Annotated in this window: 38 protein-coding genes; 34 read left to right on the plus strand and 4 right to left on the minus strand. The window is 44.8% G+C overall.

All coding sequences use genetic code 11. From position 1 onward, the window contains the following. The first annotated feature begins 274 nt into the window (after positions 1-274). From DW015_RS11085 to rplQ, 34 genes are all read left to right on the plus strand, one after another. Positions 275-2485 (plus strand): alpha-galactosidase, encoded by a 2211-nt coding sequence (locus tag DW015_RS11085; protein WP_117905689.1) that lies wholly within the window; start codon positions 275-277, stop codon positions 2483-2485. A 177-nt stretch (positions 2486-2662) separates the two neighbouring features. Then, positions 2663-4951, plus strand: coding sequence for a cellulose-binding protein (locus DW015_RS11090; RefSeq protein WP_117905678.1), 2289 nt, complete (start codon positions 2663-2665; stop codon positions 4949-4951). An 864-nt stretch (positions 4952-5815) separates the two neighbouring features. After that, positions 5816-6130, plus strand: a complete 315-nt coding sequence (gene rpsJ, locus DW015_RS11095; RefSeq protein ID WP_022286999.1) for a 30S ribosomal protein S10 — start codon at positions 5816-5818, stop codon at positions 6128-6130. A 94-nt stretch (positions 6131-6224) separates the two neighbouring features. Next, a complete protein-coding gene (gene rplC / locus DW015_RS11100) occupies positions 6225-6860 on the plus strand; it encodes a 50S ribosomal protein L3 (protein WP_022286998.1) in 636 nt (211 codons plus the stop codon). Positions 6861-6877: 17 nt separating this feature from the next. Beyond that, a complete protein-coding gene (gene rplD, locus DW015_RS11105) occupies positions 6878-7501 on the plus strand; it encodes a 50S ribosomal protein L4 (RefSeq protein ID WP_038672642.1) in 624 nt (207 codons plus the stop codon). Next, a complete protein-coding gene (gene rplW, locus DW015_RS11110) occupies positions 7501-7791 on the plus strand; it encodes a 50S ribosomal protein L23 (protein ID WP_038672640.1) in 291 nt (96 codons plus the stop codon). The genes rplD and rplW overlap by 1 nt, the downstream gene beginning before the upstream one ends. A gap of 193 nt (positions 7792-7984) precedes the next feature. Further along, on the plus strand, positions 7985-8818 hold the full coding sequence (gene rplB / locus DW015_RS11115; RefSeq protein WP_022286995.1) for a 50S ribosomal protein L2: 834 nt from the start codon (positions 7985-7987) through the stop codon (positions 8816-8818). Between the two features lie 23 nt (positions 8819-8841). Then, positions 8842-9123, plus strand: coding sequence for a 30S ribosomal protein S19 (gene rpsS / locus DW015_RS11120; RefSeq protein WP_022286994.1), 282 nt, complete (start codon positions 8842-8844; stop codon positions 9121-9123). A 19-nt stretch (positions 9124-9142) separates the two neighbouring features. Continuing rightward, positions 9143-9478 carry a 50S ribosomal protein L22 gene (rplV, locus tag DW015_RS11125; protein WP_022286993.1) on the plus strand — a complete coding sequence of 112 codons (336 nt, stop codon included), beginning with the start codon at positions 9143-9145 and terminating at the stop codon, positions 9476-9478. 20 nt (positions 9479-9498) lie between these two features. Beyond that, a complete protein-coding gene (rpsC, locus tag DW015_RS11130; protein ID WP_022286992.1) occupies positions 9499-10281 on the plus strand; it encodes a 30S ribosomal protein S3 in 783 nt (260 codons plus the stop codon). After that, positions 10281-10712 (plus strand): 50S ribosomal protein L16, encoded by a 432-nt coding sequence (gene rplP, locus DW015_RS11135; protein WP_022286991.1) that lies wholly within the window; start codon positions 10281-10283, stop codon positions 10710-10712. Before rpsC ends, rplP begins: the two co-directional genes overlap by 1 nt. After that, positions 10712-10909 carry a 50S ribosomal protein L29 gene (gene rpmC, locus DW015_RS11140; protein WP_022286990.1) on the plus strand — a complete coding sequence of 66 codons (198 nt, stop codon included), beginning with the start codon at positions 10712-10714 and terminating at the stop codon, positions 10907-10909. Before rplP ends, rpmC begins: the two co-directional genes overlap by 1 nt. 21 nt (positions 10910-10930) lie before the next feature. After that, positions 10931-11191: a 30S ribosomal protein S17 gene (rpsQ, locus tag DW015_RS11145; RefSeq protein WP_022286989.1), complete on the plus strand. Its 261-nt coding sequence runs from the start codon at positions 10931-10933 to the stop codon at positions 11189-11191. A gap of 73 nt (positions 11192-11264) precedes the next feature. Beyond that, positions 11265-11633, plus strand: a complete 369-nt coding sequence (gene rplN, locus DW015_RS11150) for a 50S ribosomal protein L14 (protein ID WP_022286988.1) — start codon at positions 11265-11267, stop codon at positions 11631-11633. Positions 11634-11650: 17 nt separating this feature from the next. Next, positions 11651-11974, plus strand: coding sequence for a 50S ribosomal protein L24 (gene rplX, locus DW015_RS11155; RefSeq protein WP_022286987.1), 324 nt, complete (start codon positions 11651-11653; stop codon positions 11972-11974). Between the two features lie 16 nt (positions 11975-11990). Further along, a complete protein-coding gene (gene rplE / locus DW015_RS11160) occupies positions 11991-12533 on the plus strand; it encodes a 50S ribosomal protein L5 (protein WP_022286986.1) in 543 nt (180 codons plus the stop codon). A 14-nt stretch (positions 12534-12547) separates the two neighbouring features. Beyond that, positions 12548-12733, plus strand: coding sequence for a type Z 30S ribosomal protein S14 (locus DW015_RS11165; protein ID WP_022286985.1), 186 nt, complete (start codon positions 12548-12550; stop codon positions 12731-12733). 16 nt (positions 12734-12749) lie between these two features. Then, entirely contained in the window at positions 12750-13148 is a 399-nt protein-coding gene (gene rpsH / locus DW015_RS11170; RefSeq protein WP_022286984.1) for a 30S ribosomal protein S8, read from the plus strand. Between the two features lie 13 nt (positions 13149-13161). After that, complete coding sequence (rplF, locus tag DW015_RS11175) at positions 13162-13713, plus strand: 50S ribosomal protein L6 (RefSeq protein ID WP_117877704.1); 552 nt, start codon at positions 13162-13164, stop codon at positions 13711-13713. An 18-nt stretch (positions 13714-13731) separates the two neighbouring features. Next, positions 13732-14091 (plus strand): 50S ribosomal protein L18, encoded by a 360-nt coding sequence (rplR, locus tag DW015_RS11180; RefSeq protein WP_022286982.1) that lies wholly within the window; start codon positions 13732-13734, stop codon positions 14089-14091. A gap of 15 nt (positions 14092-14106) precedes the next feature. Continuing rightward, on the plus strand, positions 14107-14607 hold the full coding sequence (gene rpsE, locus DW015_RS11185) for a 30S ribosomal protein S5 (protein WP_022286981.1): 501 nt from the start codon (positions 14107-14109) through the stop codon (positions 14605-14607). Positions 14608-14621: 14 nt separating this feature from the next. Next, a complete protein-coding gene (gene rpmD, locus DW015_RS11190) occupies positions 14622-14798 on the plus strand; it encodes a 50S ribosomal protein L30 (RefSeq protein ID WP_022286980.1) in 177 nt (58 codons plus the stop codon). 15 nt (positions 14799-14813) lie between these two features. Next, positions 14814-15254: a 50S ribosomal protein L15 gene (rplO, locus tag DW015_RS11195; protein ID WP_022286979.1), complete on the plus strand. Its 441-nt coding sequence runs from the start codon at positions 14814-14816 to the stop codon at positions 15252-15254. A 2-nt stretch (positions 15255-15256) separates the two neighbouring features. Then, the gene (gene secY / locus DW015_RS11200) at positions 15257-16552 is read left to right on the plus strand and encodes a preprotein translocase subunit SecY (protein WP_117905679.1); all 1296 of its coding nucleotides are present in this window, start codon (positions 15257-15259) and stop codon (positions 16550-16552) included. Positions 16553-16590: 38 nt separating this feature from the next. Further along, a complete protein-coding gene (locus DW015_RS11205; RefSeq protein ID WP_022286977.1) occupies positions 16591-17223 on the plus strand; it encodes an adenylate kinase in 633 nt (210 codons plus the stop codon). 17 nt (positions 17224-17240) lie between these two features. Then, positions 17241-17987, plus strand: coding sequence for a type I methionyl aminopeptidase (gene map, locus DW015_RS11210; protein WP_022286976.1), 747 nt, complete (start codon positions 17241-17243; stop codon positions 17985-17987). Next, complete coding sequence (locus DW015_RS11215; RefSeq protein WP_022286975.1) at positions 17984-18283, plus strand: KOW domain-containing RNA-binding protein; 300 nt, start codon at positions 17984-17986, stop codon at positions 18281-18283. Before map ends, DW015_RS11215 begins: the two co-directional genes overlap by 4 nt. Beyond that, positions 18283-18501: a translation initiation factor IF-1 gene (gene infA, locus DW015_RS11220; protein WP_022286974.1), complete on the plus strand. Its 219-nt coding sequence runs from the start codon at positions 18283-18285 to the stop codon at positions 18499-18501. Before DW015_RS11215 ends, infA begins: the two co-directional genes overlap by 1 nt. A 60-nt stretch (positions 18502-18561) precedes the next feature. Then, positions 18562-18675, plus strand: a complete 114-nt coding sequence (rpmJ, locus tag DW015_RS11225) for a 50S ribosomal protein L36 (RefSeq protein WP_022286973.1) — start codon at positions 18562-18564, stop codon at positions 18673-18675. Positions 18676-18704: 29 nt separating this feature from the next. Beyond that, positions 18705-19073 (plus strand): 30S ribosomal protein S13, encoded by a 369-nt coding sequence (rpsM, locus tag DW015_RS11230; RefSeq protein WP_022286972.1) that lies wholly within the window; start codon positions 18705-18707, stop codon positions 19071-19073. Between the two features lie 14 nt (positions 19074-19087). Next, positions 19088-19486, plus strand: a complete 399-nt coding sequence (gene rpsK / locus DW015_RS11235; RefSeq protein ID WP_022286971.1) for a 30S ribosomal protein S11 — start codon at positions 19088-19090, stop codon at positions 19484-19486. Between the two features lie 92 nt (positions 19487-19578). Beyond that, on the plus strand, positions 19579-20175 hold the full coding sequence (gene rpsD / locus DW015_RS11240; RefSeq protein WP_022286970.1) for a 30S ribosomal protein S4: 597 nt from the start codon (positions 19579-19581) through the stop codon (positions 20173-20175). Between the two features lie 131 nt (positions 20176-20306). Continuing rightward, positions 20307-21266 (plus strand): DNA-directed RNA polymerase subunit alpha, encoded by a 960-nt coding sequence (locus DW015_RS11245; protein WP_022286969.1) that lies wholly within the window; start codon positions 20307-20309, stop codon positions 21264-21266. Between the two features lie 18 nt (positions 21267-21284). After that, on the plus strand, positions 21285-21626 hold the full coding sequence (rplQ, locus tag DW015_RS11250; RefSeq protein ID WP_022286968.1) for a 50S ribosomal protein L17: 342 nt from the start codon (positions 21285-21287) through the stop codon (positions 21624-21626). A 129-nt stretch (positions 21627-21755) separates the two neighbouring features. On the opposite strand, the gene DW015_RS11255 is transcribed toward rplQ, so the two are convergent. The 4 genes from DW015_RS11255 to DW015_RS11270 form a co-directional block, all read right to left on the minus strand. Then, positions 21756-22628 carry a glycoside hydrolase family 25 protein gene (locus DW015_RS11255; RefSeq protein ID WP_117905680.1) on the minus strand — a complete coding sequence of 291 codons (873 nt, stop codon included), beginning with the start codon at positions 22626-22628 and terminating at the stop codon, positions 21756-21758. Then, on the minus strand, positions 22615-22812 hold the full coding sequence (locus tag DW015_RS11260; RefSeq protein ID WP_117905681.1) for a hypothetical protein: 198 nt from the start codon (positions 22810-22812) through the stop codon (positions 22615-22617). The genes DW015_RS11255 and DW015_RS11260 overlap by 14 nt, the downstream gene beginning before the upstream one ends. Next, positions 22809-23042: a hypothetical protein gene (locus tag DW015_RS11265; protein ID WP_038672626.1), complete on the minus strand. Its 234-nt coding sequence runs from the start codon at positions 23040-23042 to the stop codon at positions 22809-22811. Before DW015_RS11265 ends, DW015_RS11260 begins: the two co-directional genes overlap by 4 nt. Before the next feature lie 229 nt (positions 23043-23271). After that, complete coding sequence (locus DW015_RS11270) at positions 23272-23454, minus strand: PspC domain-containing protein (RefSeq protein WP_038672624.1); 183 nt, start codon at positions 23452-23454, stop codon at positions 23272-23274. Positions 23455-23459 lie beyond the last annotated feature (5 nt).

Here is a 23459-nt window from a genome sequence, read left to right on the forward strand (position 1 = left end):
ATATTTTTGTTTTTTGCGCTGTCTACTTGACAGGGGGCGGGTCATAATCTGATACCGTCTATATTTGATTTTTTAGGGACTTGTGCGTTTCGCATAAGTCCCTTTTTTATATATTCCCACAATTTGAACCACCCGTGTTCAAATATTTGCATTATCAAGAAAAATTAACAAAATAATTTTCAAAGTAATCGTTTTACCCTGTTGCATTATTTTTTTTATGTGTTATAATATCAATTGAGCCGTAAGGTTCAGATTTTTGCAAGGAGTGATAATTATCAATATCTTTTATAACGAAAAAGATAAGGCTTTCAAGCTGAGAGCCAATAATACAGACTATATGATGAAGGTCTGCGAGGAGGGCTACCTCGCTCACGTTTACTATGGAAATAAAGTCCCTGACGAGGATCTGACTTACCTCCTCCGTCTTGACGAAAGCCCTTTTACGCCTGCTACTAATGACCGTGACAGAGCAAGCTTTATGGATACACTGCCTTTTGAATATCCATGCTTCGGTCTTGGCGACTACAGAGAGTCTGCATTCAAGATAATGGACGCAAACGGTATGTCGACCTGTGACCTGAGATATGTTTCTCATAAAATGTATGAGGGCAAGCCAAAGCTTGAGGGTCTGCCTGCTACTTTCGCTACTGAGGAAAGCGGTTGTTCAACTCTCGAGATAACAATGTATGATAAGTATGCCGATATCGAAGTCGTTCTTATATACACAGCTTTCGATAAGCTTGACGTTATCACACGTTCTGCGGTCATCACAAACAAGGGCGAGAAGCCTTTTAAGATAACAAGAGCCCTTTCAGCTTGCGTTGATTTTGATACAGACAAAATGGATATGATTACACTCAACGGCTCATGGGCTAGAGAAAGAGCTGTTGAAAGATGCAGACTTCACCATGGTAAACAGCTTGTTGATTCCTGCAAGGGCGAATCATCACATCAGAACAATCCGTTCGTTGCCCTCTGCGACAATAACGCTGACGAGGATAAGGGCGAGGTGTTCGGCTTCAACTTCGTTTATTCAGGCAACTTCTACGCTCAGGCAGAAGTTACTCAGCATAAGAAAACCCGTTTCCTTATGGGTATAAATCCTTTGGATTTCGAGTGGCTTTTGGAAAAGGGCGAAAGCTTCACTTGCCCTGAGGTAGTAATGGTGCACTCTGACGAGGGTATAGGCAAAATGTCAAGAACTTTCCATGACCTCTATAGAAACAACCTTATCAGAGGCGAGTATAAGGATAAAAGACGTCCGATACTCATTAACAACTGGGAAGCTACTTACTTTAATTTCGATACTGACAAGCTTATAGATATTGCTAAGGAAGCTTCAAAGCTTGGTATAGAAATGCTTGTTATGGACGACGGCTGGTTCGGTCACAGAGATTCTGATAACTCATCACTGGGCGATTGGTTCGTTTATGAGAAGAAGCTCAAGGGCGGTCTTAAATATCTTGTTGACGAGGTAAATAAGCTTGGCATGAAGTTCGGCATTTGGTTCGAGCCTGAAATGATATCCCCTGACTCTGAGCTTTATAAGGCTCACCCGGACTGGGCTATCCAGATAAAGGGCAGACCTCTGACGCTTTGCAGAGAGCAGTATGTTCTTGACTATTCAAGAAAGGAAGTCAGAGATCATGTTTACGGCATGATGAAGAAGATTCTCGACAGTGCGAATATCGAGTACATCAAGTGGGATATGAACAGACAGCTTACAGAGGTCGGCTCGGCTACCCTGCCTGCTGAAAGACAGAGAGAGCTTTGGCATAGATATGTTCTCGGTGTTTATGACCTTATGGACAGACTTACAACAGATTATCCTCATATCCTGCTGGAGAACTGCTCAGGCGGCGGAGCAAGATTTGATCCTGGTATGCTTTACTACAGCCCACAGATATGGTGCTCTGACGATACAGACGCTATCGAAAGATTGAAGATACAGCACGGCACTTCAATGTGCTATCCATGCTCAGCAATGGGTGCGCACGTTTCCGATTGCCCTAACCACACAGTCGGCAGAAACACTCCTTTCAAGACAAGAGGTCACGTTGCTATGGTGGGTACATTCGGCTATGAGCTTGATGTAACAAGGATACCGCAGGAGGACAGGGACGCTATCCCTGCACAGATAGAGGAGTTCAACAAGTTCAACAAGCTTGTAAGAACAGGCGACCACTACAGAATAGGCAATATGTTCGAGGACAACACCTGGGACGCTTGGGAGTTCGTTGCAAAGGACAAGAGCGAAGCTCTCTTTGAATTCGTTCAGGTGCTTGGCAGACCAAACGAAAGATCAAGACGTATCAAGCTCAAGGGTCTTGAAGCTGACGCTTACTATTATGAGGAGAGCGAGCCTGACAAGAAGATTTCAGGTGCGGCACTTATGAATGCAGGCATCAATATCGCAAAGATGTGGAACGGCGACGGACTTTATGGCGACTTCTGCTCAAAGATACTTCATTTTATAAAGGTGTAAGAGCAAAGCGTTTATCAAAGTTGTGGTAAGGTTAGATAAATACACAAAAGACTATTGACAATTTGAAGATATTGTAGTACAATAATTGTGAAATAAGTTCAAATTTTAAAGGCGGAGATCTTCCGCCTTTAAATAACACAGAGATGTAAACGAATACAACTTATAAGGAGAATTTTTATGAGGTTAAAAAAGCTAATGGCAGTGGCTTGTGCCGCCGCCCTTACAGTGACAGCTTTCGCAGGCTGCTCAAAAAAGAACGATTCCTCCAGCGGCTCTGACAGCAAGGGCGACGCTAAGAAGGAATATTACAACGCTCAGCCTGTTGACACTGGCTGGGAGTGGGGAAACGTCGAGATAGTTGACGGCGGTTTTATCCCTGACGTCATCTATAACCCTACTGAGGAGGGGCTTATCTACGCCAGAACAGATATGGGCGGTGCTTACAAGTATAATAAGGATACTCAGCGCTGGGAGTGTATAACAGATTGCTTTGGCGGCGACGATTGGAACTATAACGGAACAGAGAGCCTTGCAACTGACCCTGTTGAGCCAAACAGAGTTTATCTGGCGGCTGGTACATACTCCACAAGTAACGGTGCAATATTCGCTTCTGACGATTACGGCAAGAACTGGACTATCTGCGAAATGCCTTTCGGCATGGGCGGTAACGAGGTCGGAAGAGGCTGCGGTGAAAGACTTCAGGTAGACCCTAACGATAACTCTATACTTTACTTCGGCTCAAGAGCTGACGGACTTTGGAAGTCCACAGACTATGGCGCAACATGGAACGAGGTCACTTCATTCCCTACAAAGGGCGGATATACTGAGGACGGATATTCTATCGGACTTACATTCGTGGCTTTCGATAAATCAAGCTCTGAAAAGGGTCAGGCAACAAAGACAATAATCGTTGGCTCAGCAGGAACACAAGGGGATTACCTCTATCGTTCCGATGACGCAGGCGAAACCTGGACAGCTATCCCTAATCCAAAGTCTGAAGCTACAGGCGACAAGACCGAGAAGCTCAAGCCTTGTCAGGGCGAGATATCTTCTGACGGATATCTCTATTCAACATGGTCTTATAAGGTAGGACCAAACGGTGCGTCTGACGGAGCAGTTCAGAAGTATAACCTTAAAACAGGCGAGTGGACAGAAATAACTCCTGAGAGATCTTATACTTGCGGTTACAATGGTATCTCAGTAAACCCTAACGACCCTAACATGATAGTATGCACAACTCTTGACCTTTGGGCATATTTCGACAACCTTTTCGTTTCCTATGACGGAGGCGAAACTTGGAACGGCATTTGGAGCTGTGATGAGAATGGCAAGACGGTAAACAACTTTAATCTCGATATAAGCAATGCTCCTTGGCTGGATTGGCAGGGACAGCTCAAGCCGGGCTGGTGGATGACAGGTGTTGCTATCAACCCGTTCAATCCTGATGAAGTTCTTTACACAACAGGTGCAACTATCTTCGGCACATCAAATCTTTCAAAGATAAAGGACGAACCTGTTGACATAAGCGTAAAGGCAATGGGCATTGAAATGACAGCTATCTTTGACTTCGTTTCACCTCTCGATAATGGCGAGGATACTCCTGAGCTTTATTCCACAATGGGTGATCTTTACGGCTTCCGCCATGATGATGTAACAAAAGCTCCGCAGGAGCATTATGGCGACTTCAAGGCGACATCTATAGATTGTGCAGCACAGGATTATAAGATAGTAGTAAGAGCAACTAACGACGGTGACGGCTCAGTTTACTATTCAACAGACGCAGCCGAAACCTGGCAGGCAGTGGAAACTCTTCCTGAGGGTGTTGAGAAGAAAGCAGGCGGCACAGCTAAGCTTTCCGCTGACGGCAAGACCATTTTCTATCAGAGCGGCACAACAGGCGTTGCTGCGGCAGTAACAAGCGACTTTGGCAAAACATGGACTACCTGCGAGGGACTTCCTGCCGGTGCAGTTATTGAAACAGATAAGGTAAATCCTGATAAGTTCTACGGCTCATATGACGGAACGTTCTATATGAGTACAGACGGTGGAAAGACTTTCAGCCCTATAGCAAATATGCTGGTTTCAGCAACATCAATAAAAGCTTGTCCTGATACAGAGGGCGACCTTTGGATAGCTGTCGGTGCAGGTGGCGTTTATTATCTGGATACTGCAACAGGCACACTTGCTCCTACATCTCAGGACGTTACACAGTGTGACGCTATCGGTCTTGGTAAGGCTGAAAAAGACGGCGACTATATGGCTCTCTACATGATGGGCGAAGCAAATGGCGATGGCTACGGCATTTATATGTCAGCCGACAAGGGAGTAACATGGAAGCGTATCAATGATGACACACAGAAGTGGGGCAACGTTAGAAAGATAATCAGCGGCGACCCTAAGGTATACGGCAGAGTTTATGTAGGCACTGACGGACGTGGTATCATTATGGGAAACGTTAAGCAGTAATACATTATAATATAGCGAACAGAGCGGTGCAGATAGTGCCGCTCTGTTTTTGTCTTTGCCCGAATGTCAGGCGTTTCCGCATCTTGCATAAGTGAATAAAATCGGAAGTGCAAATTTGTGCATTGTTATGATAAATCTTAAAATCATCTTAGCAAAATTACAAATGCTTGCATTACATCTTATAAGGGCGACCTGTGGTCGCCCGTTCTTTTGGCGATAGCAAAATTATTGCGATAAATAGTAGCATTTTACCCTGCTAAAGCCCCGAAAAACCGACTTTTATAACGAATATGAATAAAATGTAGCGGCAAATGATACTCATAGTGAAATTTATGCAATGTGCATATAAAAGCGTTGAGAAATAGGTGAAAATTCTATATTGTAATTTGTCTGTAACCGCTTGCAAATGGTGTAAAAGTAGTGTATAATAATACTTGCGTGACTGCACAGTGTATTTAATGTACACGATGATGATATGCGATGAAGCGGAAGGTTGCTGACAGTTGGTCAGGTAATTTCCGTGGAGTATGTCCGATTTTAAACCGGGCGACTGTTAATACCGAACACAGTATGTGCTTATGCTTCTTGCGATAGCGGACAAGGTCTGCTTTAGCGTGAGTATGTGTGATGCTGTGTGCGCTGTTTTCTGAGTCCGAAAGCCTTGTGGGTTTCGGAATTTTTTATGAGAACGGCAGGGAACACACGGCAGAGTGTAAACGGGTATCAACAGAAAGCTTTTAAAGCTCGAACCTGTCAATTGCGTAAGCGATCGGCACGCCTTGATCATTTACGCAATTGACTGAGGCTTGAGCGAAAGAAAGCTGCCCCCTAAACTTTTTTAATTTGCACAAGGAGGCGATTTAAGTGGCAGTCAATGAAAAGATCAGAATCAAGATCAAGGGTTACGAGCATGCGGTTGTAGACGCAGCTGCAGCAAAGATCGTTGAGGCTGTTAAGCGTTCAGGCGCACAGGTTTCAGGTCCTATCCCACTTCCTACAGACAAAGAGGTAATCACGATCCTCAGAGCTGTACACAAGTACAAGGATAGCCGTGAGCAGTTCGAGATGAGAACTCACAAGAGACTTATCGACGTTCTGAGACCTACAAAGGAAACAACAGCAGCTCTTGAAAATCTTGAACTTCCTGCAGGCGTTAACATTGTTATGGAGATCAAGTAATCTCCAAATGAGATCGCGTGCGATCTCAAAAAACATTTAACACGCAGGTCACGTCGGACAAGTCCGACCAATAACCACATAGGAGGAAAACATAATGCAAAAGGGAATCATCGGTAAGAAAATCGGTATGACACAGATTTTCGATGAAGCAGGAAAAGTAATTCCTGTAACAGTTGTTGAAGCTGGTCCTTGCGTTGTCGTTCAGAAGAAGACAGTTGAGAATGACGGCTATGAGGCTGTTCAGCTTGGCTATGGCGACATCAGAGCGAAGAGAGTAAACAAGCCTCTTCAGGGTCACTTCAAGAAGGCTGACGTTGCAATGAAGAGAACTCTTAAGGAGTTCAGACTTGCTGACACATCAGCTCTTAATGTTGGAGATATCGTAAAGGCTGACACATTTGCTGCAGGCGACATCGTTGATGTCAGCGGTACAAGCAAGGGTCACGGATTCTCCGGTACGATCAAGCGTCACAACAACTCAAGACTTAAGGAAACTCACGGTACAGGTCCTGTACACAGACATGCAGGTTCTATGGGTGCTTGTTCATCACCTTCAAGAATCTTCAAGGGCAAGGGTATGCCTGGTCAGTACGGTAACGTAAAGGTAACTGTACAGAATCTTGAGATCGTCAAGGTAGACGCAGAAAATAATCTTATCGCAATCAAGGGCGCAATTCCTGGACCAAAGAACGGTACAGTTACAATTTGCGACTGCGTTAAGAAGGCTTAGTGGAAGGAGGAATCATAATGTCACAGATTTCAGTATTTGATATGACAGGCAAAAAGGTTGCCGACACTGAGCTTAACGATGCTATTTTCGGTATCGAGCCAAACAAGGCTATCATGCACGCTATGGTTGTAAATTATCTTGCTAACCAGAGACAGGGCACACAGTCAACTCTTACAAGAACAGAAGTAAGAGGCGGTGGTAGAAAGCCATGGAGACAGAAGGGAACAGGTCACGCAAGACAGGGTTCTATCAGAGCTCCACAGTGGGTACACGGTGGTGTTGCTCTCGGTCCTAAGCCAAGAGATTACAGCTATTCACTTAATAAAAAGGAAAGAAGACTCGGTATGAAGTCTGCACTTTCAACAAAGGTCGTTGACGAGAATCTCGTAGTTGTTGACTCAATCAAGCTCGAGAGCTACAAGACAAAGGCAGTTGTTGAGATGCTCAAGGCACTTGGTGCTGAGGGTAAGGCTCTCATCGTTACAGCAGAGTCTGACAAGACTGTTGTCAAGAGTGCAGCCAACATTCCTGGCGTTAAGACAGCTACTGTAAATACTCTCAGTGTTTACGACATTCTGAACTATGATAAGTTTATCGTTTCTTCAGAGGCTGTAAAGAAGATTGAGGAGGTTTACGCATAATGAGAACTGCTCAAGATATAATTTTAAAGCCAGTTATCACTGAAGACTCAATGGACAGACTTCAGGCTAACAGATACACTTTCAAGGTCGCTAAGGACGCTAACAAGATCGAGATCGCTAAGGCAGTTGAAGAGCTTTTCAACGTAAAGGTAGCTAAGGTAAACACGATCAGCGTTAAGGGTAAGCAGAAGAGAATGGGAAGAAGCGTAGGCTACAGACCAGACTGGAAAAAAGCGATCGTTACTCTTGAGGGTGACAAGACAATCGAATTCTTCGAGGGCTTGTTCTAAATCCTCTAAAAGAGGTGCAGCGTAAGGCTGCATTGCTCCGAAGAACTTCATGAATACCGAGAAGCCTTCGGAAAGGTCTTGCGAGGCGGCGAGGACCGCTCATCATTTCACCGCAGGACGTAAGTATGGAAGGGCGCTTGGCGTGAAAACGCTTTGACCTTTTCGCAAAACTCAGATAAGGAGTGAATTTCAAATGGCAATAAAGAGCTACAAGCCTACAACAGCCGGCAGAAGAGGTATGACAGTTACCGATTATTCCGAGCTTTCAAAGGTTGCTCCATGTAAGTCTCTGCTTGAGCCACTCAAGAAGAACTCAGGTAGAAACAGCTACGGTAGAATCACTGTTCGTCACAGAGGCGGCGGAGTAAGAAGAAAATACCGTGTAATTGATTTTAAGAGAAACAAACTCGATATGAACGCAACAGTTCTTACTATCGAGTACGATCCAAACCGTTCAGCATTCATTGCTCTTGTAGAGTATGAGGACGGCGAGAAGAGATACATCATCGCACCTTATGGTCTTAAGGTCGGTGACGTTATCAGAGCAGGCGCAGACGCAGACATCAAGCCTGGTAATGCACTTGCAATGATAAACATTCCTGTTGGTACTTTCATCCACAACATCGAGCTTTATCCTGGTAAGGGCGCACAGCTCGTTCGTTCAGCAGGAAACATGGCTCAGCTCATGGGTAAGGAAGACAACTACGCACTTGTAAGACTTCCTTCAGGCGAGATGAGAAAGGTCCCTGTAAACTGCATGGCTACAATCGGTCAGGTAGGAAACATCGACCATGAGAACGTAAATATCGGTAAGGCAGGTAGAAAGCGCCATATGGGCTGGAGACCTACCGTTAGAGGTTCTGTAATGAACCCATGCGATCACCCACACGGTGGTGGTGAGGGTCGTGCTCCAGTTGGTAGACCAACTCCAGTTACACCTTGGGGTAAGCCTACAATGGGATACAAGACCCGTGCTAAGCATCATCGCTCCGATAAGTTTATCGTAAAACGCAGAAACGGTAAGTAATGCTGAAAGGAGGCAGATGATCAATGGGTAGAAGTGTCAAGAAGGGACCATACGTACAGGAGGTCCTTTACAAGAGAGTTAAGGCAATGAACGATGCAGGCGAGAAGAAGGTGCTCAAGACATGGAGCAGAGCTTCTACAATATTCCCTGAATTCGTTGGTCACACATTCGCAGTTCACGACGGACGTAAGCACGTTCCTGTATATGTAACAGAGGACATGGTTGGTCACAAGCTGGGAGAGTTCGCTCCAACAAGAACATTCAAGGGTCATGCAGGTTCAAAGACCTCAAACAACGGTAAGTAGTGCGGAAGGAGGAATACAAATGGAAGCAAAAGCAATTCTGAGAAATGCTCGTATTGCTCCTCGTAAGGTACAGATCGTTCTCGATCTGATCAGAGGAAAAGACTATGATGTTGCAATGGCAACAGTAAAGCATACACCAAAGGCTGCAAGTGAATATCTTGAGAAGCTTCTGAAGTCCGCCGCTCACAACGCTGAGAACAACCATAACATGGATAAGAACAACCTTTACGTTGCAGAGTGCTATGTTTGTCCAGGACCGATAATGAAGAGAATCATGCCAAGAGCACAAGGCAGAGCATATAGAATCCTTAAGAGAACATCACACGTTACGATCGTTCTTAAGGAAAAGGAATAAGCTGAAAGAGGAGGTAAACTATGGGACAGAAAGTAAATCCACACGGACTTCGTGTCGGTGTGATTAAGAATTGGGACTCCCGCTGGTTTGCAGAAAAGGGTACTTTTGGCGATACACTGGTTGAGGATTACAACGTTCGTAACTTCATTCTTAAAGAGCTGAATACAAGATCAAAGAATCCAGCAGATAAGTGCGTATACGCCGGCGTTCCAAAAGTAGAGATCGAAAGATTTGCCGATAAGGACGGCGGTCAGAAGGTAAGAATCCACATCCACTGTGCAAAGCCTGGTATCGTAATAGGCAGAGGCGGCGCAGAGATCGAAAAGCTCCGTGCAAACGTTGAAAAGATGATCGGCAAGAGCGTTGCTATCAACATCGTTGAGGTAAAGCAGCCTGACATCAATGCACAGCTCGTTGCAGAAAAGATCGCACACGATCTTGAAGATAGAATCTCATTCAGAAGAGCAATGAAGCAGTCTATCGGCAGAGCAATGAAGCTCGGCGCTAAGGGTATCAAGGTTAGATGCGGCGGCCGTCTTGGCGGTGCAGAGATCGCTAGAGCAGAAACATACCACGAGGGTACAATTCCACTTCAGACGATCAGAGCTGACATCGACTATGGTACAGCTGAGGCACACACAACTTACGGTAGGATCGGCGTTAAGGTATGGATATACAGAGGCGAGGTTCTTAAGGGCGAAGTTGCTGCTTCAGACAAGAGAGAGTCAAACGACAGAAGACGCCAGAACAGAAATGGTAAGCGTGACTTCAATAAGGCTAAAAAAGAGGGAGGTAACAAGTAATGCTGCTTCCAAAGAGAGTTAAGTTCAGAAAACAGCACCGCGGCCGTATGACAGGCAAGGCAATGAGAGGTAACACAGTTTCTCACGGTGAGTATGGTCTTCAGGCTCTTCAGCCTGCTTGGATCACATCAAATCAGATCGAAGCTGCCCGTATCGCAATGACAAGATACATCAAGCGTGGCGGTCAGGTTTGGATCAAGATCTTCCCAGATAAGCCTGCAACAAGAAAGCCTCTTGGAACTCGAATGGGTAAAGGTAAGGGCGCACCTGAGTATTGGGTAGCCGTTGTTAAGCCAGGCAGAGTAATGTTCGAGATCGCAGGAGTACCTGAAGAGACAGCTAGAGAAGCAATGCGTCTTGCAATGCACAAGCTGCCTATCAAGTGTAAGTTCGTTAAAAGAGATACTCAAGAAACGGGTGGTGAGCAATAATGAAGGCTAATGAAATCAAGGATATGACAGTCGACGAGCTCAACAGCAAACTCGCTGAGCTCAAGCAGGAGCTTTTTAACCTTCGTTTCCAGCACGCTGTAAATCAGTTGGAGAATCCTAAGAGACTTCAGGCTGTGAAGAAGGATATTGCTCGTGTAAAGACATTCATTCGTAAGCAAGAGTCCAATGTTCAGTAATTTTCGAAGGGAGGATTAACTGTGAGCGAAGAGAGAAATTTGAGAAAAACCAGAGTTGGCGTTGTAGTTTCCAACAAGATGGATAAGACTATCGTAGTTGCTATCAAGGATAACGTACAGCACCCACTTTACAAGAAGATCATCAAGAGAACAGTTAAGCTTAAGGCACATGACGAAAACAATGTCTGCAATATAGGCGACAAGGTTGAAGTTATGGAAACAAGACCTCTGTCAAAGGACAAGAGATGGCGTCTTGTTAACGTTCTTGAGAAGGCTAAGTAATTAAAACGCAATAGTGCAGGTGGCAGATAACTTCTGCCGACCGCACGTTAAATTCTGAAAGGAGGAACGCACTGTGATACAAATGCAGACTTACCTGAAGGTAGCAGATAACTCCGGAGCAAAGGAGCTTATGTGCATCAGGGTACTCGGCGGAACACGCAGAAAGTATGCAAACATCGGTGACGTTGTAGTTTGTTCTGTTAAAAAGGCAACACCAGGCGGAGTTGTTAAAAAGGGCGACGTTGTTAAAGCAGTAATCGTTCGTTCAGCTAAGGGTCTTCGTCGTGCAGACGGCACATATATCCGTTTTGACGAAAACGCAGCTGTTATTATCAAAGAAGACAAGAACCCAAGAGGTACTCGTATATTTGGACCAGTAGCTAAGGAGCTCAGAGAGAAGGATTATATGAAGATCCTTTCACTTGCTCCAGAAGTTCTTTAATTGGAGGTGTCGTAACAATGAATAAGGTACACGTAAAAACAGGCGACACCGTCGTTATCCTCTCCGGTAAGGACAAGGGTAAGAAGGGCAAGGTCCTGGAAGTTTCCCCTAAGGAGGGAAAGGTAATCGTTGAGGGTCTTAACATTGCTACAAAGCACGTTAAGCCAAGACGTCAGGGCGAGCAGGGCGGCATAGTTGAGGCTGAGGCTGCAATGTACGCTTCAAAGGTACAGGCAGTTTGCCCTAAGTGCGGCAAGCCAACAAGAGTCGCTCATAAGTTCCTTGAGGACGGTACTAAAGTTAGAGTCTGCAAGAACGCAGACTGCGGCGAAGAATTTTAATTAGGAGGATATTACGATGGCTAGACTTAAAGAATATTATGTTAGCGACGTAGCTCCTGCTATGATGAAGAAATTCGAATACGCTAACGTTATGCAGATCCCAAAGCTTGATAAGGTAGTTATCAACGTGGGCTGCGGCGCAGATAAGGATAACAAGAAGGTTATCGATGCTATCATGACTGATCTGGCTGCTATCACAGGACAGAAGCCGATCGTTTGTAAGGCAAAGAAGTCCGTTGCTAACTTCAAGCTCAGAGACGGACAGATCATCGGTGTTAAGGTAACACTGAGAGCTGAGAAAATGTACGAATTCGTTGACAGACTTTTCAACGTAGCATTTCCTCGTGTAAGAGATTTCAGAGGTATCAACCCTAACTCTTTCGACGGCAGAGGCAACTACTCTACTGGTCTTAAGGAGCAGCTGATCTTCCCTGAGATCGAATACGATAAGATAGATAAGGTTCGTGGTATGGATATCAACTTTATCACAACTGCAAAAACTGATGAAGAGGCAAAGGAGCTGCTTTCACTTATGGGTGCTCCATTTGCTGATAAGTAAGAGGAGGATAAAAAATGGCTAAGAAGGCTATGATCAACAAACAGCAGGCTACGCCTAAATATTCCACTCGTGCTTACAACAGATGTAAGATCTGCGGAAGACCTCACGCTTATCTGAGAAAGTTCGGCGTTTGCCGTATCTGTTTCAGAGAGTTGGCTCACGAGGGTAAGATTCCGGGAGTTAAGAAGGCTAGTTGGTAAAAGGAGGTTAACACGCATGCAAATTACTGATACAATAGCGGATCTTCTTACAAGAATCCGTAACGCAAGTACTGCGAAGCACGCAACAGTTGACGTTCCTGCATCTAATATGAAGAAGTCTATCACACAGATCCTCGTAGACGAAGGATACGTTAAGGACTTCAAGATCATTGAAGACGGTAAGCAGGGTATCATTAGAATTACTCTTAAATATGACGAGAACAGAAATCCAGTCATCACAGGACTCAGAAGAGTATCAAAGCCTGGTCTGAGAATTTACGCAAGCTGCGAGGATATGCCAAAGGTTATAAAGGGTCTTGGCATTGCTATCGTATCTACTTCAAAGGGCGTTATCACAGACAAGAAGGCTAGAGAGCTGAATGTCGGCGGAGAAGTTCTCGCATTCATCTGGTAAGGAGGACTAAGTTATGTCAAGAATAGGTATTAAGCCAATTAGTGTTCCTGCAGGTGTAGAGGTTACTGTTGCAGACGGAAACGTAGTTACAGTAAAGGGTCCTAAGGGTTCACTCACAAAAGAGTTCCACAAGGATATGATCATAAAGTGTGCAGACGGCGTGATCACAGTAGAGCGTCCTTCAGAGGATAAGCTCCACAAGTCACTGCACGGTCTGACAAGAACACTCGTACACAACATGGTAGAGGGTGTTACAGAGGGTTTCGCAAAGAAGCTTGAGATCGTTGGTGTAGGTTACAGAGCACAGAAGCAGGGCAAAGACCTTGTTCTCAACCTTGGTTTTTCTCATCAGGTAATCGTACCTGAAACAGATACTATCAAGATCGACGTACCTGACGCAAACCACATCGTAATTTCAGGTTGCGACAAGCAGGAAGTAGGTCAGTTTGCTTGTGAGATCCGTGAGAAGCGTCCACCAGAGCCTTATAAGGGTAAGGGTATTCGTTACGAAGGCGAGTATGTTATCCGTAAGGAAGGTAAGGCTGGTAAGGGCAGCAAGAAGTAATAAAAGGAGAGAATTACTATGGTTAAAAAGCTTGACAAGGCTAAGGCAAGAGCAAAAAGACATCAGAGAGTCCGCAACAAGATCAACGGAACAGCTGATTGTCCTCGCCTCAACGTATTCCGCTCCTCTAAGCATATTTATGCACAGGTTATCGACGACGTAAACGGCGTAACACTTTGCAGCGCTTCCTCAATGTCCAAGGACTTTGAAGGCAACGGCGGCAACAAGGAAGGCGCTCGTAAGGTCGGCGAAATGATCGCTCAGGCGGCTAAGGCAAAGGGCATCGAGAATGTCGTATTCGACAGAGGCGGCTACCTTTACCACGGACGTGTTCAGGAGTTGGCAGACGGAGCCCGTGAAGGCGGACTTAAGTTCTAAAGAGGAGGGTAAACATTGGCTTTAATAGATGCTTCAAACATGGAACTTACTGAAAAGGTCGTTGCAATTAACAGAGTATCAAAGACTGTTAAGGGCGGCCGTATAATGAAGTTCTCAGTCCTCGTAGTAGTAGGCGACGGAAACGGAGTAGTAGGTTTCGGAATCGGTAAATCAGGAGAAGTTCCTGACGCAATCAGAAAGGCAATCCAGGACGCCAAGAAGAACCTTATCAGAATTTCACTTAAGGGAACAACGATCCCACACGAAATTATCGGTAAGTTCGGTGCAGGCGAGGTTCTTCTCAAGCCTGCAGCACCAGGTACTGGAGTTATCGCAGGCGGCACAGTAAGAGCCGTTGTAGAAGCTGCTGGAATTAAGGATATCAGAGCTAAACAGCTCCGTTCAAACAATCCTTACAACGCAGTAAGAGCTACAATAAGCGGTCTTGCTAACATCAGAAGTGCTGAAACAGTAGCAGCTCTCAGAGGCAAGACAGTTAAAGAAATTACAGGCTAAGGAGGATAACAGTTATGGCAATTAACATCGAACTGATAAAGAGCCTTAACGGAAGAAGCGATAAGCAGGTCGCTACCGCTAATTCACTGGGTCTCAGAAAAATCGGGGATAAGACTTGTCAGCCTGACAATCCTCAGACAAAGGGAAAGGTAAAGGTTATCTCCCATCTTATTAAAGTAACTGAAGCATAAGGAGGTGCAATCTGAATGAAACTGCACGAATTATCACCTGTTGCAGGCTCCGTAAAGGAGAGCAAGCGCAAGGGCAGAGGTCACGGTTCTGGTAACGGAAAGACCGCAGGCAAGGGACACAAGGGTCAGAAGGCTCGTTCCGGCGGCGGAATAAGACCGGGCTTTGAAGGCGGACAGACAATGCTCGCAAGAAGAATCCCTAAGCGTGGATTCAACAATATTTTCGCAACAAAGTATGCTATCGTAAATGTATCTGATCTTGATAGATTTGTTGACGGCACAGTTGTTGATACTGAGCTTCTTAAAGCTTCAGGCATCATCAAGAAGGAACTTGACGGCGTCAAGATTCTCGGAAACGGCGAATTAACTAAAAACCTTACCGTTAAGGCTGCTAAGTTCTCAGCAGCTGCTAAGGAAAAGATTGAAAAGGCAGGCGGGAAGGTTGAGGTGATGTAATTGTGATAGAGACATTTCGTAATGCCTGGAGAGTTCCGGAATTAAGAAAAAAACTTCTATTTACTTTTTTCATCATCATCATCTACAGAGTCGGCGGTACAGTTCCTGTGCCTTACCTTGACTCAGTCGCATTGTCAGCATGGTTTGAACAGAGTGCTTCGTCAGGTGACTTTTTCAGCTATCTGAACGTTCTGTCAGGAGGTAACTTTTCAAAAGCTACTCTCTTGGCGCTCTCCGTTTCACCTTATATCAATGCACAAATTATCATTCAGCTTCTGACCTACGCTCTTCCACCGCTGGAAAGACTCCAGAAGGAAGGTCCTGAGGGAAGAAAGAAACTCAACAAGATAACAAAGTATGCGTCACTTGCTATTGCTATCTTCCAGGCGTGGGCATATTACCTCACCATGAAGAAAGCGGGTGCTTGTGTTTACACAGAGGGCTTTAGCAAGATATTCGCAGAGATAGTTATTATCGCTTGCTTTACAGCAGGTGCGTCACTGACGATCTGGCTTGGCGACGAGATAAACGAGAAGGGTATCGGAAACGGTATCTCAATGCTCCTGTTCGCAGGTATCATTGCAAGAGGTCCTTCAGCAGTTATCGGTCTGTTCGATTACATGAAGACAGGCGAGGCTAAGAACATCATTCTCGTAATTGCTATCCTTGTTGTATTCATTCTGATGATAGGCTTTATCATCTTTATGAACGAGGCTGAAAGAAGAATACCGATACAGTACGCTAAGAGAGTAGTCGGCAGAAAACAGTACGGCGGTCAGAATACTTTTATTCCGATCAAGATCGCAATGAGCGGCGTTATGCCTATCATCTTTGCAATGGCTTTCATGTCACTGCCTTCAACACTCAAAATGTTCATTGAACCAAAGAGCGGAAGCTTCTACGATCACTTCCTTCACTGGTTCGAGTACACTCATCCGTTCTACGCTTGTCTGTACTTTGTGCTGATAATCGGCTTCAACTATTTCTATGTTTCAATGCAGTATAATCCACTTCAGATCGCAAACGACCTCAGACAGAACAACGGCGGTATCCCCGGTATCAGACCTGGTAGACCAACTTCCGATTATCTTAAGAAGGTTCTGTCAAAGATAACTTTGGTAGGAGCTGTGTTCCTCGGAATAATCGCTATCTTCCCTATTATCTTCACTTCGATCACAAAGATGAATATTGCAATGGGCGGTACTTCGATACTCATCGTTGTATCAGTTGCTCTTGAAACTGCAAGAACTATGGAATCTCAGATGATGATGCGTCATCATAAGGGCTTCCTTGAATAAACCATAGGCTTTACGTTTGAGATAAAAAGGAGTTAAAAATGAATATTATTCTTTTAGGCGCTCCCGGTGCGGGAAAAGGAACTCAGGCTGAGGTTATCTGCAAGGCTCTGAACATTCCTACTATTTCTACAGGCAATATGCTCAGAGCGGCTGTTAAGGCTGGCACTGAGTACGGTCTCAAGGCTAAGGCTGCTATGGACGCAGGCGACCTTGTATCAGACGATATCGTAATTGGTATCCTTAAGGACAGGATCGCTGAGCCTGACGCTCAGAACGGTTTCATTCTGGACGGTTTCCCAAGAACAGTTCCTCAGGCTGAGGCTCTTGACGCTATGGGCGTTAAGATAGACAAGGTCATAGAGATATATGTTCCTGACGAGACTATTCAGCAGAGACTTTCAGGCAGAAGAGTTTGCCTCGACTGTGGCGCTACTTACCACACAGCTTTCAAGCCTTCAAAGGTAGAGGGCGTGTGCGATGTTTGCGGAAAGCCGATCGTTATCCGTAAGGACGACGAGCCTGCAACAGTTATCAGCAGACTTCAGACATATCACAAATCAACCGCTCCTCTTAAAGATTACTACGGTAAGCAAGGTAAGCTCGTTACTGTTGAGGGACAGGATAAGGTAGAGGACACTTCAAAGCTTGTTCTTGAAGCTGTTAAGGCATAGATCCGAGGCGTTTTTTAATGATATGCGTTAAATCTAATAAAGAGATCGAGAAAATGCAGAAGGCGGGCGCAATAACCGCCGGAGCATTGATCGCTGCGGGCGAGGCTATCAGACCGGGTATGACTACCTACGAGCTTGATAAAGTCGTTCACAGATATATCACTTCTCATGGTGCAAAGCCAAGCTTCCTTGGCTACGGCGGATTTCCAGGCTCAGCCTGCATTTCCGTCAACGATGAGATAATCCATGGTATCCCCGGTCCACGCAAGCTTTGCGAGGGCGACATCGTTTCAGTAGACGTTGGTGCTTACATTGACGGCTATCACGGAGATTCCTGCAAGACCTTTGCTGTAGGCAAGATTTCCCCTGAGGCAGAGGCTCTGATGAAGTCCACCGAAGAAAGTCTGTATCTTGCAATAGATATGGTAAAGCCGGGCGTTAGACTTGGCGACTTGGGTGCGGCCATTCAGAAATACAATGAGGACAACGGCTACTCCGTTGTAAGACAGTTCGTAGGTCACGGTGTGGGCAAAAACCTGCACGAAGATCCTGAAGTTCCAAACTATGGCAAGGCTGGTCACGGCATCAGACTTGTAGCAGGTATGGTAATAGCCATAGAGCCTATGATAAACATGGGTACGGCTGATATCAAGACAATGCCTGACGGTTGGACTGTCAAGACAAAAGACGGAAAGTGGGCGGCTCATTTTGAGCATACAATCGCAGTTACTCCTGACGGGGCAGTTATCCTGACCAAAGTATGACGGAGAAAAGCGTTGTAGATATACCGATCGGTTCAGTGGTGCTTGCGAACGCAGGCCGTGATAAGGGCAGATATTTTGTTGCGGTAGCTGCCAGCGGCGGTTTTGTGTATATCGCAGACGGCAAGGAGCGTAAGCTTGAAAAGCCAAAGCGTAAAAACATAAAACACATTTCACCTGCGGGCGTCAACATCAGCACTGATGAGCTGACAAACAGGAAATTAAGACGGCTGATACAAGGTTTTGACCCAAACCGTGTTACAGCAGACCAAAACCTTTTAGATGGGGAGGTTTTTTAATGTCAAAGGAAGACGTTATCGAACTTGAGGGAACGGTAATTGAGGCTAAGCCAAATGCAACGTTTCTGGTAGAACTTTCAAACGGTCATAAAATCCTTGCTCATATTTCGGGTAAGCTGCGTATGAATTATATTCGTATCGTGCCCGGAGATAAGGTAACGGTCGAAATGTCACCGTATGACTTGACAAAGGGAAGAATCACATGGAGAGCTAAGTAAGCTTTCCCGTAAGTTTAAGAATTTTTAATTCTTGTCGCTAAATTCAAAGGAGGTATTTCAATGAAAGTAAGACCTTCAGTTAAGCCTATCTGCGAGAAGTGCAAGGTAATCAAGAGAAAAGGCAAGGTTATGGTAATCTGCCAGAATCCTAAGCACAAACAACGTCAGGGCTAACAAACCAATAATGGAGGTGCAGCTAAATAATGGCTCGTATTGCTGGTATCGACCTGCCAAAGGATAAGAGAATTGAAATTGCTCTTACTTATATCTATGGTATAGGTCAGAAAACTGCTACTAAGATTCTTAATGAAACAGGCGTAAATCCTGACACAAGAGTTAAGGATATGTCTGAGGACGATGTAGCTAAATTGCGTGAATATATTGACCATAACATCACTGTTGAGGGTGACCTCAGAAGAAATGTTGCGCTCAATATCAAGAGATTGACAGAAATCGGTTGTTATCGTGGTCTTCGTCACAGAAGAGGTCTCCCAGTTAGAGGTCAGAGAACAAAGACCAACGCAAGAACTCGTAAGGGTCCTGTAAAGACAATCGCTAATAAGAAGAAGTAAGGAGGGTGTGAACAATGGCTCAGGCTAAGAAGAAGACTACTATTCGTCGTCGTCGTGAAAGAAAGAACATTGAACAGGGACAGGTTCATATCCAGTCTACTTTTAACAACACTATCGTAACTATTACAGATATGCAGGGCAATGCTATTTCTTGGGCATCTGCCGGCGGACTCGGCTTCAGAGGTTCTAAGAAGTCTACTCCATTCGCTGCTCAGACAGCTGCTGAAACTGCTGCAAGAGCTGCTAAGGAGCATGGCCTTAAGACAGTTGAAGTTTTTGTAAAGGGACCTGGTGCTGGCCGTGAGGCTGCAATCAGAGCTTTGCAGTCTGAGGATCTTGAAGTTAGACTTATCAAGGATGTAACTCCGATCCCTCACAATGGATGCCGTCCTCCAAAGAGAAGACGTGTATAGTTTATAAGACAATTTGAGTTTGTAGTTTACTCAAAGTCGGGTAAGCAATTCGGCTAAGACCCGATAACATTTAGAAAACGGAGGTATTTACCATGGCAGTAAATAGAGAACCAATACTCAAGAGATGTAAATCTCTCGGAATCAGCCCAGCAGTTATGGGTATCGCTAAGGAAACAAAGCGTGATCCTAACGCTAACAAGAGAAAGAAAGTTTCAGAATACGGTATGCAGCTTAAGGAAAAGCAGAAGCTCAAGTTCATCTATGGCGTTCTTGAGAAGCAGTTCCGTCACCTGTTCGAGCTTGCTGAGAAAATGGAGGGTCAGGCCGGTGCTAACCTCATTACTCTTCTCGAGTCAAGACTTGACAATGTTGTATACAGAATGGGTCTTTCAATGACAAGAAGAGAGGCTCGTCAGCTCGTTGTTCACGGTCATTATCTTGTTAACGGCAAGAGAGTTGACATTCCTTCTTACAGAATCAAGGAAGGCGATGTTATCTCACTTAAGGAAAACAGCAAGAAGAGCGAGAAGTTCAAGCAGATCATTGAGGCTAACGCTTCAAAGGCAGCTCCTACATGGCTTGATGTAAACAAGGACAACCAGACAGCTAAGGTTCTTCGTATGCCTGTTAAGGAAGACCTTGACTATGACATCGAGGAGCACCTCATCGTCGAGTTGTATTCTAAATAATGTATTGATAGTGGTTCTTACGGTATGCACTCTTCAAGAGTGCGTATCGGAGAAATACTTGATATGTTTTTGGAAGTGTATGTGTTATTGATCATATAAAACAATCGAGTTTGAAAACAGGAGGGTCTTAAATGCTTGAAAAAATAGAAAAGCCTGAAATCGAAACAGCCGAGCTAAAGAGCAACGGAACATACGGCAAGTTTATTCTCGAGCCTCTGGAGCGTGGCTATGGTATTACGCTCGGAAATAGTCTGAGACGTGTACTGCTCTCCTCTTTGCCAGGCGTCGCCGTTACATCGGTAAAGATCGACGGTGTACACCACGAACTATCAACAATTCCCGGAGTTAAGGAAGATGTTACTGAGATCATTCTTAACCTCAAGGGTTTAACTGCAAAGCTTTACGGTGAAGGTCCTAAGACTATCTACATTGAGGCCGAGGGCGAGTGCGTTGTCACTGCCGGCGACATCAAGACAGATTCTGAGGTGGACATTCTTGTTCCTGATATGCACATTGCAACTTTGGGACCGGGCGCAAAGCTTTATATGGAAATTGTCATCGACAGAGGTCGTGGATATGTTTCTGCGGAAAAGAACAAGGCGCTTATGCCTAACGCCCCTATTGGTGTTATTGCAGTAGACAGTATTTATACGCCTGTATTAAAGGTGAACTTCACGGTTGACAACACCCGTGTTGGACAGATCACCGATTTTGATAAGCTGACATTGGAGGTTTGGACCGACGGTACTATCTCCGCTAAGGAAGCTGTATCAATGGCAGCCAAACTCCTCAACGAGCATCTGAATCTCTTTGTTGATCTCTCAGAAGAGACTAACGTTGTAGAGATGATGGTTGAAAAGGATGAAAAGGGCAAGGAAAAGATCCTTGAGATGACCATTGAGGAACTTGACTTATCTGTGCGTTCATTTAACTGTCTGAAGCGTGCAGGAATTAACACGGTTAACGATTTGATTGAAAAGTCTGCTGAAGAAATGATGAAGGTAAGAAACCTTGGTAAGAAGTCATTCGACGAGGTCAAGGAAAAGCTTCATTCATTGGGTTACGACCTTAATTCAGAGGACGATAATTAAAGTAAGGAGTGAAAATCTATGCCAGGCACAAGAAAGCTGGGAAGAACTAGCGACCAGAGAAAAGCAATGCTCAGAGCTATGGTTACTTATCTTCTCGAAAACGGTAAGATTGAAACCACTGTAACAAGAGCTAAGGAAGTTGCTGCTATGACTGAGAAAATGATTACTCTCGGCAAGGCAGGCGACCTTCACTCAAAGCGTCAGGTACTTTCTTATGTAACTAAGGAAGACGTAGCTAAGAAGCTGTTTGACAACATTGCACCTTCATATGAGGGCAGAAACGGCGGCTATACAAAGATCATCAAGATCGGACCACGTCGTGGCGACGCTGCTGAAATGGCTATCATTCAGTTGGTTTAATAAATTTTGCATAGCATTCAAGGCTGTATCCGGAAGGGTACAGCCTTTTTTATGTGCTAATATGGGCTTTGTATTTGGGTATAGGCAGGCAAACGCTGTTCGCCCCTTCGTTTTTGCGGTTGCTTGTGCTTATTTTAGAAGCTCATTGCCTAAAAGGTCAATAAATTTCTTGCCTGCTATACCGTTTTGTGAATAGCCGTGGGTTTTGAGTATATTGTTCACGGCTTTCTGAGTGCCTGCACCGAAAATATTGTTTTTATCAAGGCTGATATTGTGCATACCCTTTTTCTTTGCAAGCATAAGAAGATATTTCAGTGCAAGGACACCATTGCCTTTATCACCTTTTTTGTAGCCTGTGGTATCGAGATTTTTTGCGTTGGAAGGGTAAAGGTTAAGGCACTTTCTCTTCATTATGGCAGGGTAGTCTTTGTAAGCGTAGTTGCAATCGCAGCGGTCGGAAACACCATTTACAGTTCCTTTGCTTGTATACTGCCACATTCCATAGTTTGATATGGCAGGCTTTGCAACGTCAAAGTGTGCCACCCAAATGTCGTAGCGGTTTTTTACGGAGTCTGATACCTTGTGCTTGAAAAAGTCTGCGTAGCTGTAGACTGCCGCATAGTAGCCGTTGCTTTCGAGATAGTCGCAGAAGGCTTCTATAATTTTGTTTATGGCAGCGTTTGGAAGTTCACTTTGGGAAACGTCCTCAATATCAAAGGCGAGGGGATATTCAAACTTCTTGCCTTTGACCGCTTCAAGAAAAGTTTTTGCTTCCGCAAGTGCATCGGCTTCCGTAAGAGCGTAGGAATACCAGTATGTGCCGATATTAAGACCAGCCTTTCTGGCGGCGGCATAGTTCTCCTCGAAATTTTCGTCTTTTTGACTGATGTACTTGCCGTAGCCTGCGTTTATCATTACAAAGCTGTAACCCTGTGACTTCACCTTTTCAAAATCAATCTTTCCCTGCCAATGTGAAACATCTATGCCCTTAGCTTTTTCCATTTCCGTCACCTCCAGATTTTTTTGCCGTCTGTACGCCAAAGTAAAATGATATCACCACAGTGAAAACTGTGATGAACTGCTCTCCGCTGACTATCCCTTTCAGCGTGAGGATACAGAACACGCTTGTCATAAGCAGTGTGACAAGCGATTTTACGTCAATGAGCTTTGCGAATTTTTCTTTCATGAATATCTCTCCCTTTCCATGTCTGTTATCTTTTGCTCTGCTGCCGCCATTCTTGAGATGAGTGCGTTATGCTCGGAAACTGTTTGTTCCAGCCTATCTATTCTATATATAATAAGCCGTTCGGTGGCTTCCTGTGATTTTTTGTTTTCTTTAGCTCCCGAACGAGCTATTATAAGCTGGCAGGCTATGCTGGCGGCCGCCGCTATGAACGCCGCTATTACTGCTTCCATGTTTATCACCTCCTACTTATCCCGAAAAAGAGGTGTTTTGTTGCATAAAAAATGCAACAATTGCAGAATTGTTGCCAAATTAAAATATAAATCATTTGTTTGCACAGTTTTTGTGCGGCACTTTTGTGCATTGGTCACATACTTTCATGAACAGAAAAGATATTTGTTAAGACTTAAAAAACCACGGCTGAGTTTACATTCAGCCGTGGTTTTTGTTTTTAGTATGGTCTTATCTCTCAGGCAGAAGCATTGCAGCCGCAATATATGCGATAACTCCTGCGCCGCCTGCACAGCCTATAAGCACTGCACAGATACGGACTATGTTCACGTCGATGTTGAAATACTCCGCTAGTCCTGCGCAAACACCTGAAATTATCCTGCCTTCTCTTAATTTGTAAAGTGGCTTTGCCATTTTTA

The organism is Ruminococcus sp. AF37-20 (assembly GCF_003460465.1).
GTDB classification, from domain to species: domain Bacteria; phylum Bacillota; class Clostridia; order Oscillospirales; family Ruminococcaceae; genus Hominimerdicola; species Hominimerdicola aceti.

What these genes read in the sequence shown, in the direction of transcription:
- DW015_RS11090 (WP_117905678.1), top strand. Translation starts at nt 2,663, where the DNA reads ATGAGGTTAAAAAAGCTAATGGCAGTGGCTTGTGCCGCCGCCCTTACA.
- rplC (WP_022286998.1), top strand. Translation starts at nt 6,225, where the DNA reads ATGCAAAAGGGAATCATCGGTAAGAAAATCGGTATGACACAGATTTTC.
- rplD (WP_038672642.1), top strand. Translation starts at nt 6,878, where the DNA reads ATGTCACAGATTTCAGTATTTGATATGACAGGCAAAAAGGTTGCCGAC.
- rplW (WP_038672640.1), top strand. Translation starts at nt 7,501, where the DNA reads ATGAGAACTGCTCAAGATATAATTTTAAAGCCAGTTATCACTGAAGAC.
- rplB (WP_022286995.1), top strand. Translation starts at nt 7,985, where the DNA reads ATGGCAATAAAGAGCTACAAGCCTACAACAGCCGGCAGAAGAGGTATG.
- rpsS (WP_022286994.1), top strand. Translation starts at nt 8,842, where the DNA reads ATGGGTAGAAGTGTCAAGAAGGGACCATACGTACAGGAGGTCCTTTAC.
- rplV (WP_022286993.1), top strand. Translation starts at nt 9,143, where the DNA reads ATGGAAGCAAAAGCAATTCTGAGAAATGCTCGTATTGCTCCTCGTAAG.
- rpsC (WP_022286992.1), top strand. Translation starts at nt 9,499, where the DNA reads ATGGGACAGAAAGTAAATCCACACGGACTTCGTGTCGGTGTGATTAAG.
- rplP (WP_022286991.1), top strand. Translation starts at nt 10,281, where the DNA reads ATGCTGCTTCCAAAGAGAGTTAAGTTCAGAAAACAGCACCGCGGCCGT.
- rpmC (WP_022286990.1), top strand. Translation starts at nt 10,712, where the DNA reads ATGAAGGCTAATGAAATCAAGGATATGACAGTCGACGAGCTCAACAGC.
- rplX (WP_022286987.1), top strand. Translation starts at nt 11,651, where the DNA reads ATGAATAAGGTACACGTAAAAACAGGCGACACCGTCGTTATCCTCTCC.
- rplE (WP_022286986.1), top strand. Translation starts at nt 11,991, where the DNA reads ATGGCTAGACTTAAAGAATATTATGTTAGCGACGTAGCTCCTGCTATG.
- DW015_RS11165 (WP_022286985.1), top strand. Translation starts at nt 12,548, where the DNA reads ATGGCTAAGAAGGCTATGATCAACAAACAGCAGGCTACGCCTAAATAT.
- rpsH (WP_022286984.1), top strand. Translation starts at nt 12,750, where the DNA reads ATGCAAATTACTGATACAATAGCGGATCTTCTTACAAGAATCCGTAAC.
- rplF (WP_117877704.1), top strand. Translation starts at nt 13,162, where the DNA reads ATGTCAAGAATAGGTATTAAGCCAATTAGTGTTCCTGCAGGTGTAGAG.
- rplR (WP_022286982.1), top strand. Translation starts at nt 13,732, where the DNA reads ATGGTTAAAAAGCTTGACAAGGCTAAGGCAAGAGCAAAAAGACATCAG.
- rpmD (WP_022286980.1), top strand. Translation starts at nt 14,622, where the DNA reads ATGGCAATTAACATCGAACTGATAAAGAGCCTTAACGGAAGAAGCGAT.
- rplO (WP_022286979.1), top strand. Translation starts at nt 14,814, where the DNA reads ATGAAACTGCACGAATTATCACCTGTTGCAGGCTCCGTAAAGGAGAGC.
- DW015_RS11205 (WP_022286977.1), top strand. Translation starts at nt 16,591, where the DNA reads ATGAATATTATTCTTTTAGGCGCTCCCGGTGCGGGAAAAGGAACTCAG.
- map (WP_022286976.1), top strand. Translation starts at nt 17,241, where the DNA reads ATGATATGCGTTAAATCTAATAAAGAGATCGAGAAAATGCAGAAGGCG.
- DW015_RS11215 (WP_022286975.1), top strand. Translation starts at nt 17,984, where the DNA reads ATGACGGAGAAAAGCGTTGTAGATATACCGATCGGTTCAGTGGTGCTT.
- infA (WP_022286974.1), top strand. Translation starts at nt 18,283, where the DNA reads ATGTCAAAGGAAGACGTTATCGAACTTGAGGGAACGGTAATTGAGGCT.
- rpmJ (WP_022286973.1), top strand. Translation starts at nt 18,562, where the DNA reads ATGAAAGTAAGACCTTCAGTTAAGCCTATCTGCGAGAAGTGCAAGGTA.
- rpsM (WP_022286972.1), top strand. Translation starts at nt 18,705, where the DNA reads ATGGCTCGTATTGCTGGTATCGACCTGCCAAAGGATAAGAGAATTGAA.
- rpsK (WP_022286971.1), top strand. Translation starts at nt 19,088, where the DNA reads ATGGCTCAGGCTAAGAAGAAGACTACTATTCGTCGTCGTCGTGAAAGA.
- rpsD (WP_022286970.1), top strand. Translation starts at nt 19,579, where the DNA reads ATGGCAGTAAATAGAGAACCAATACTCAAGAGATGTAAATCTCTCGGA.
- DW015_RS11245 (WP_022286969.1), top strand. Translation starts at nt 20,307, where the DNA reads ATGCTTGAAAAAATAGAAAAGCCTGAAATCGAAACAGCCGAGCTAAAG.
- rplQ (WP_022286968.1), top strand. Translation starts at nt 21,285, where the DNA reads ATGCCAGGCACAAGAAAGCTGGGAAGAACTAGCGACCAGAGAAAAGCA.
- DW015_RS11255 (WP_117905680.1), bottom strand. Translation starts at nt 22,628, where the DNA reads ATGGAAAAAGCTAAGGGCATAGATGTTTCACATTGGCAGGGAAAGATT.
- DW015_RS11260 (WP_117905681.1), bottom strand. Translation starts at nt 22,812, where the DNA reads ATGAAAGAAAAATTCGCAAAGCTCATTGACGTAAAATCGCTTGTCACA.
- DW015_RS11265 (WP_038672626.1), bottom strand. Translation starts at nt 23,042, where the DNA reads ATGGAAGCAGTAATAGCGGCGTTCATAGCGGCGGCCGCCAGCATAGCC.
- DW015_RS11270 (WP_038672624.1), bottom strand. Translation starts at nt 23,454, where the DNA reads ATGGCAAAGCCACTTTACAAATTAAGAGAAGGCAGGATAATTTCAGGT.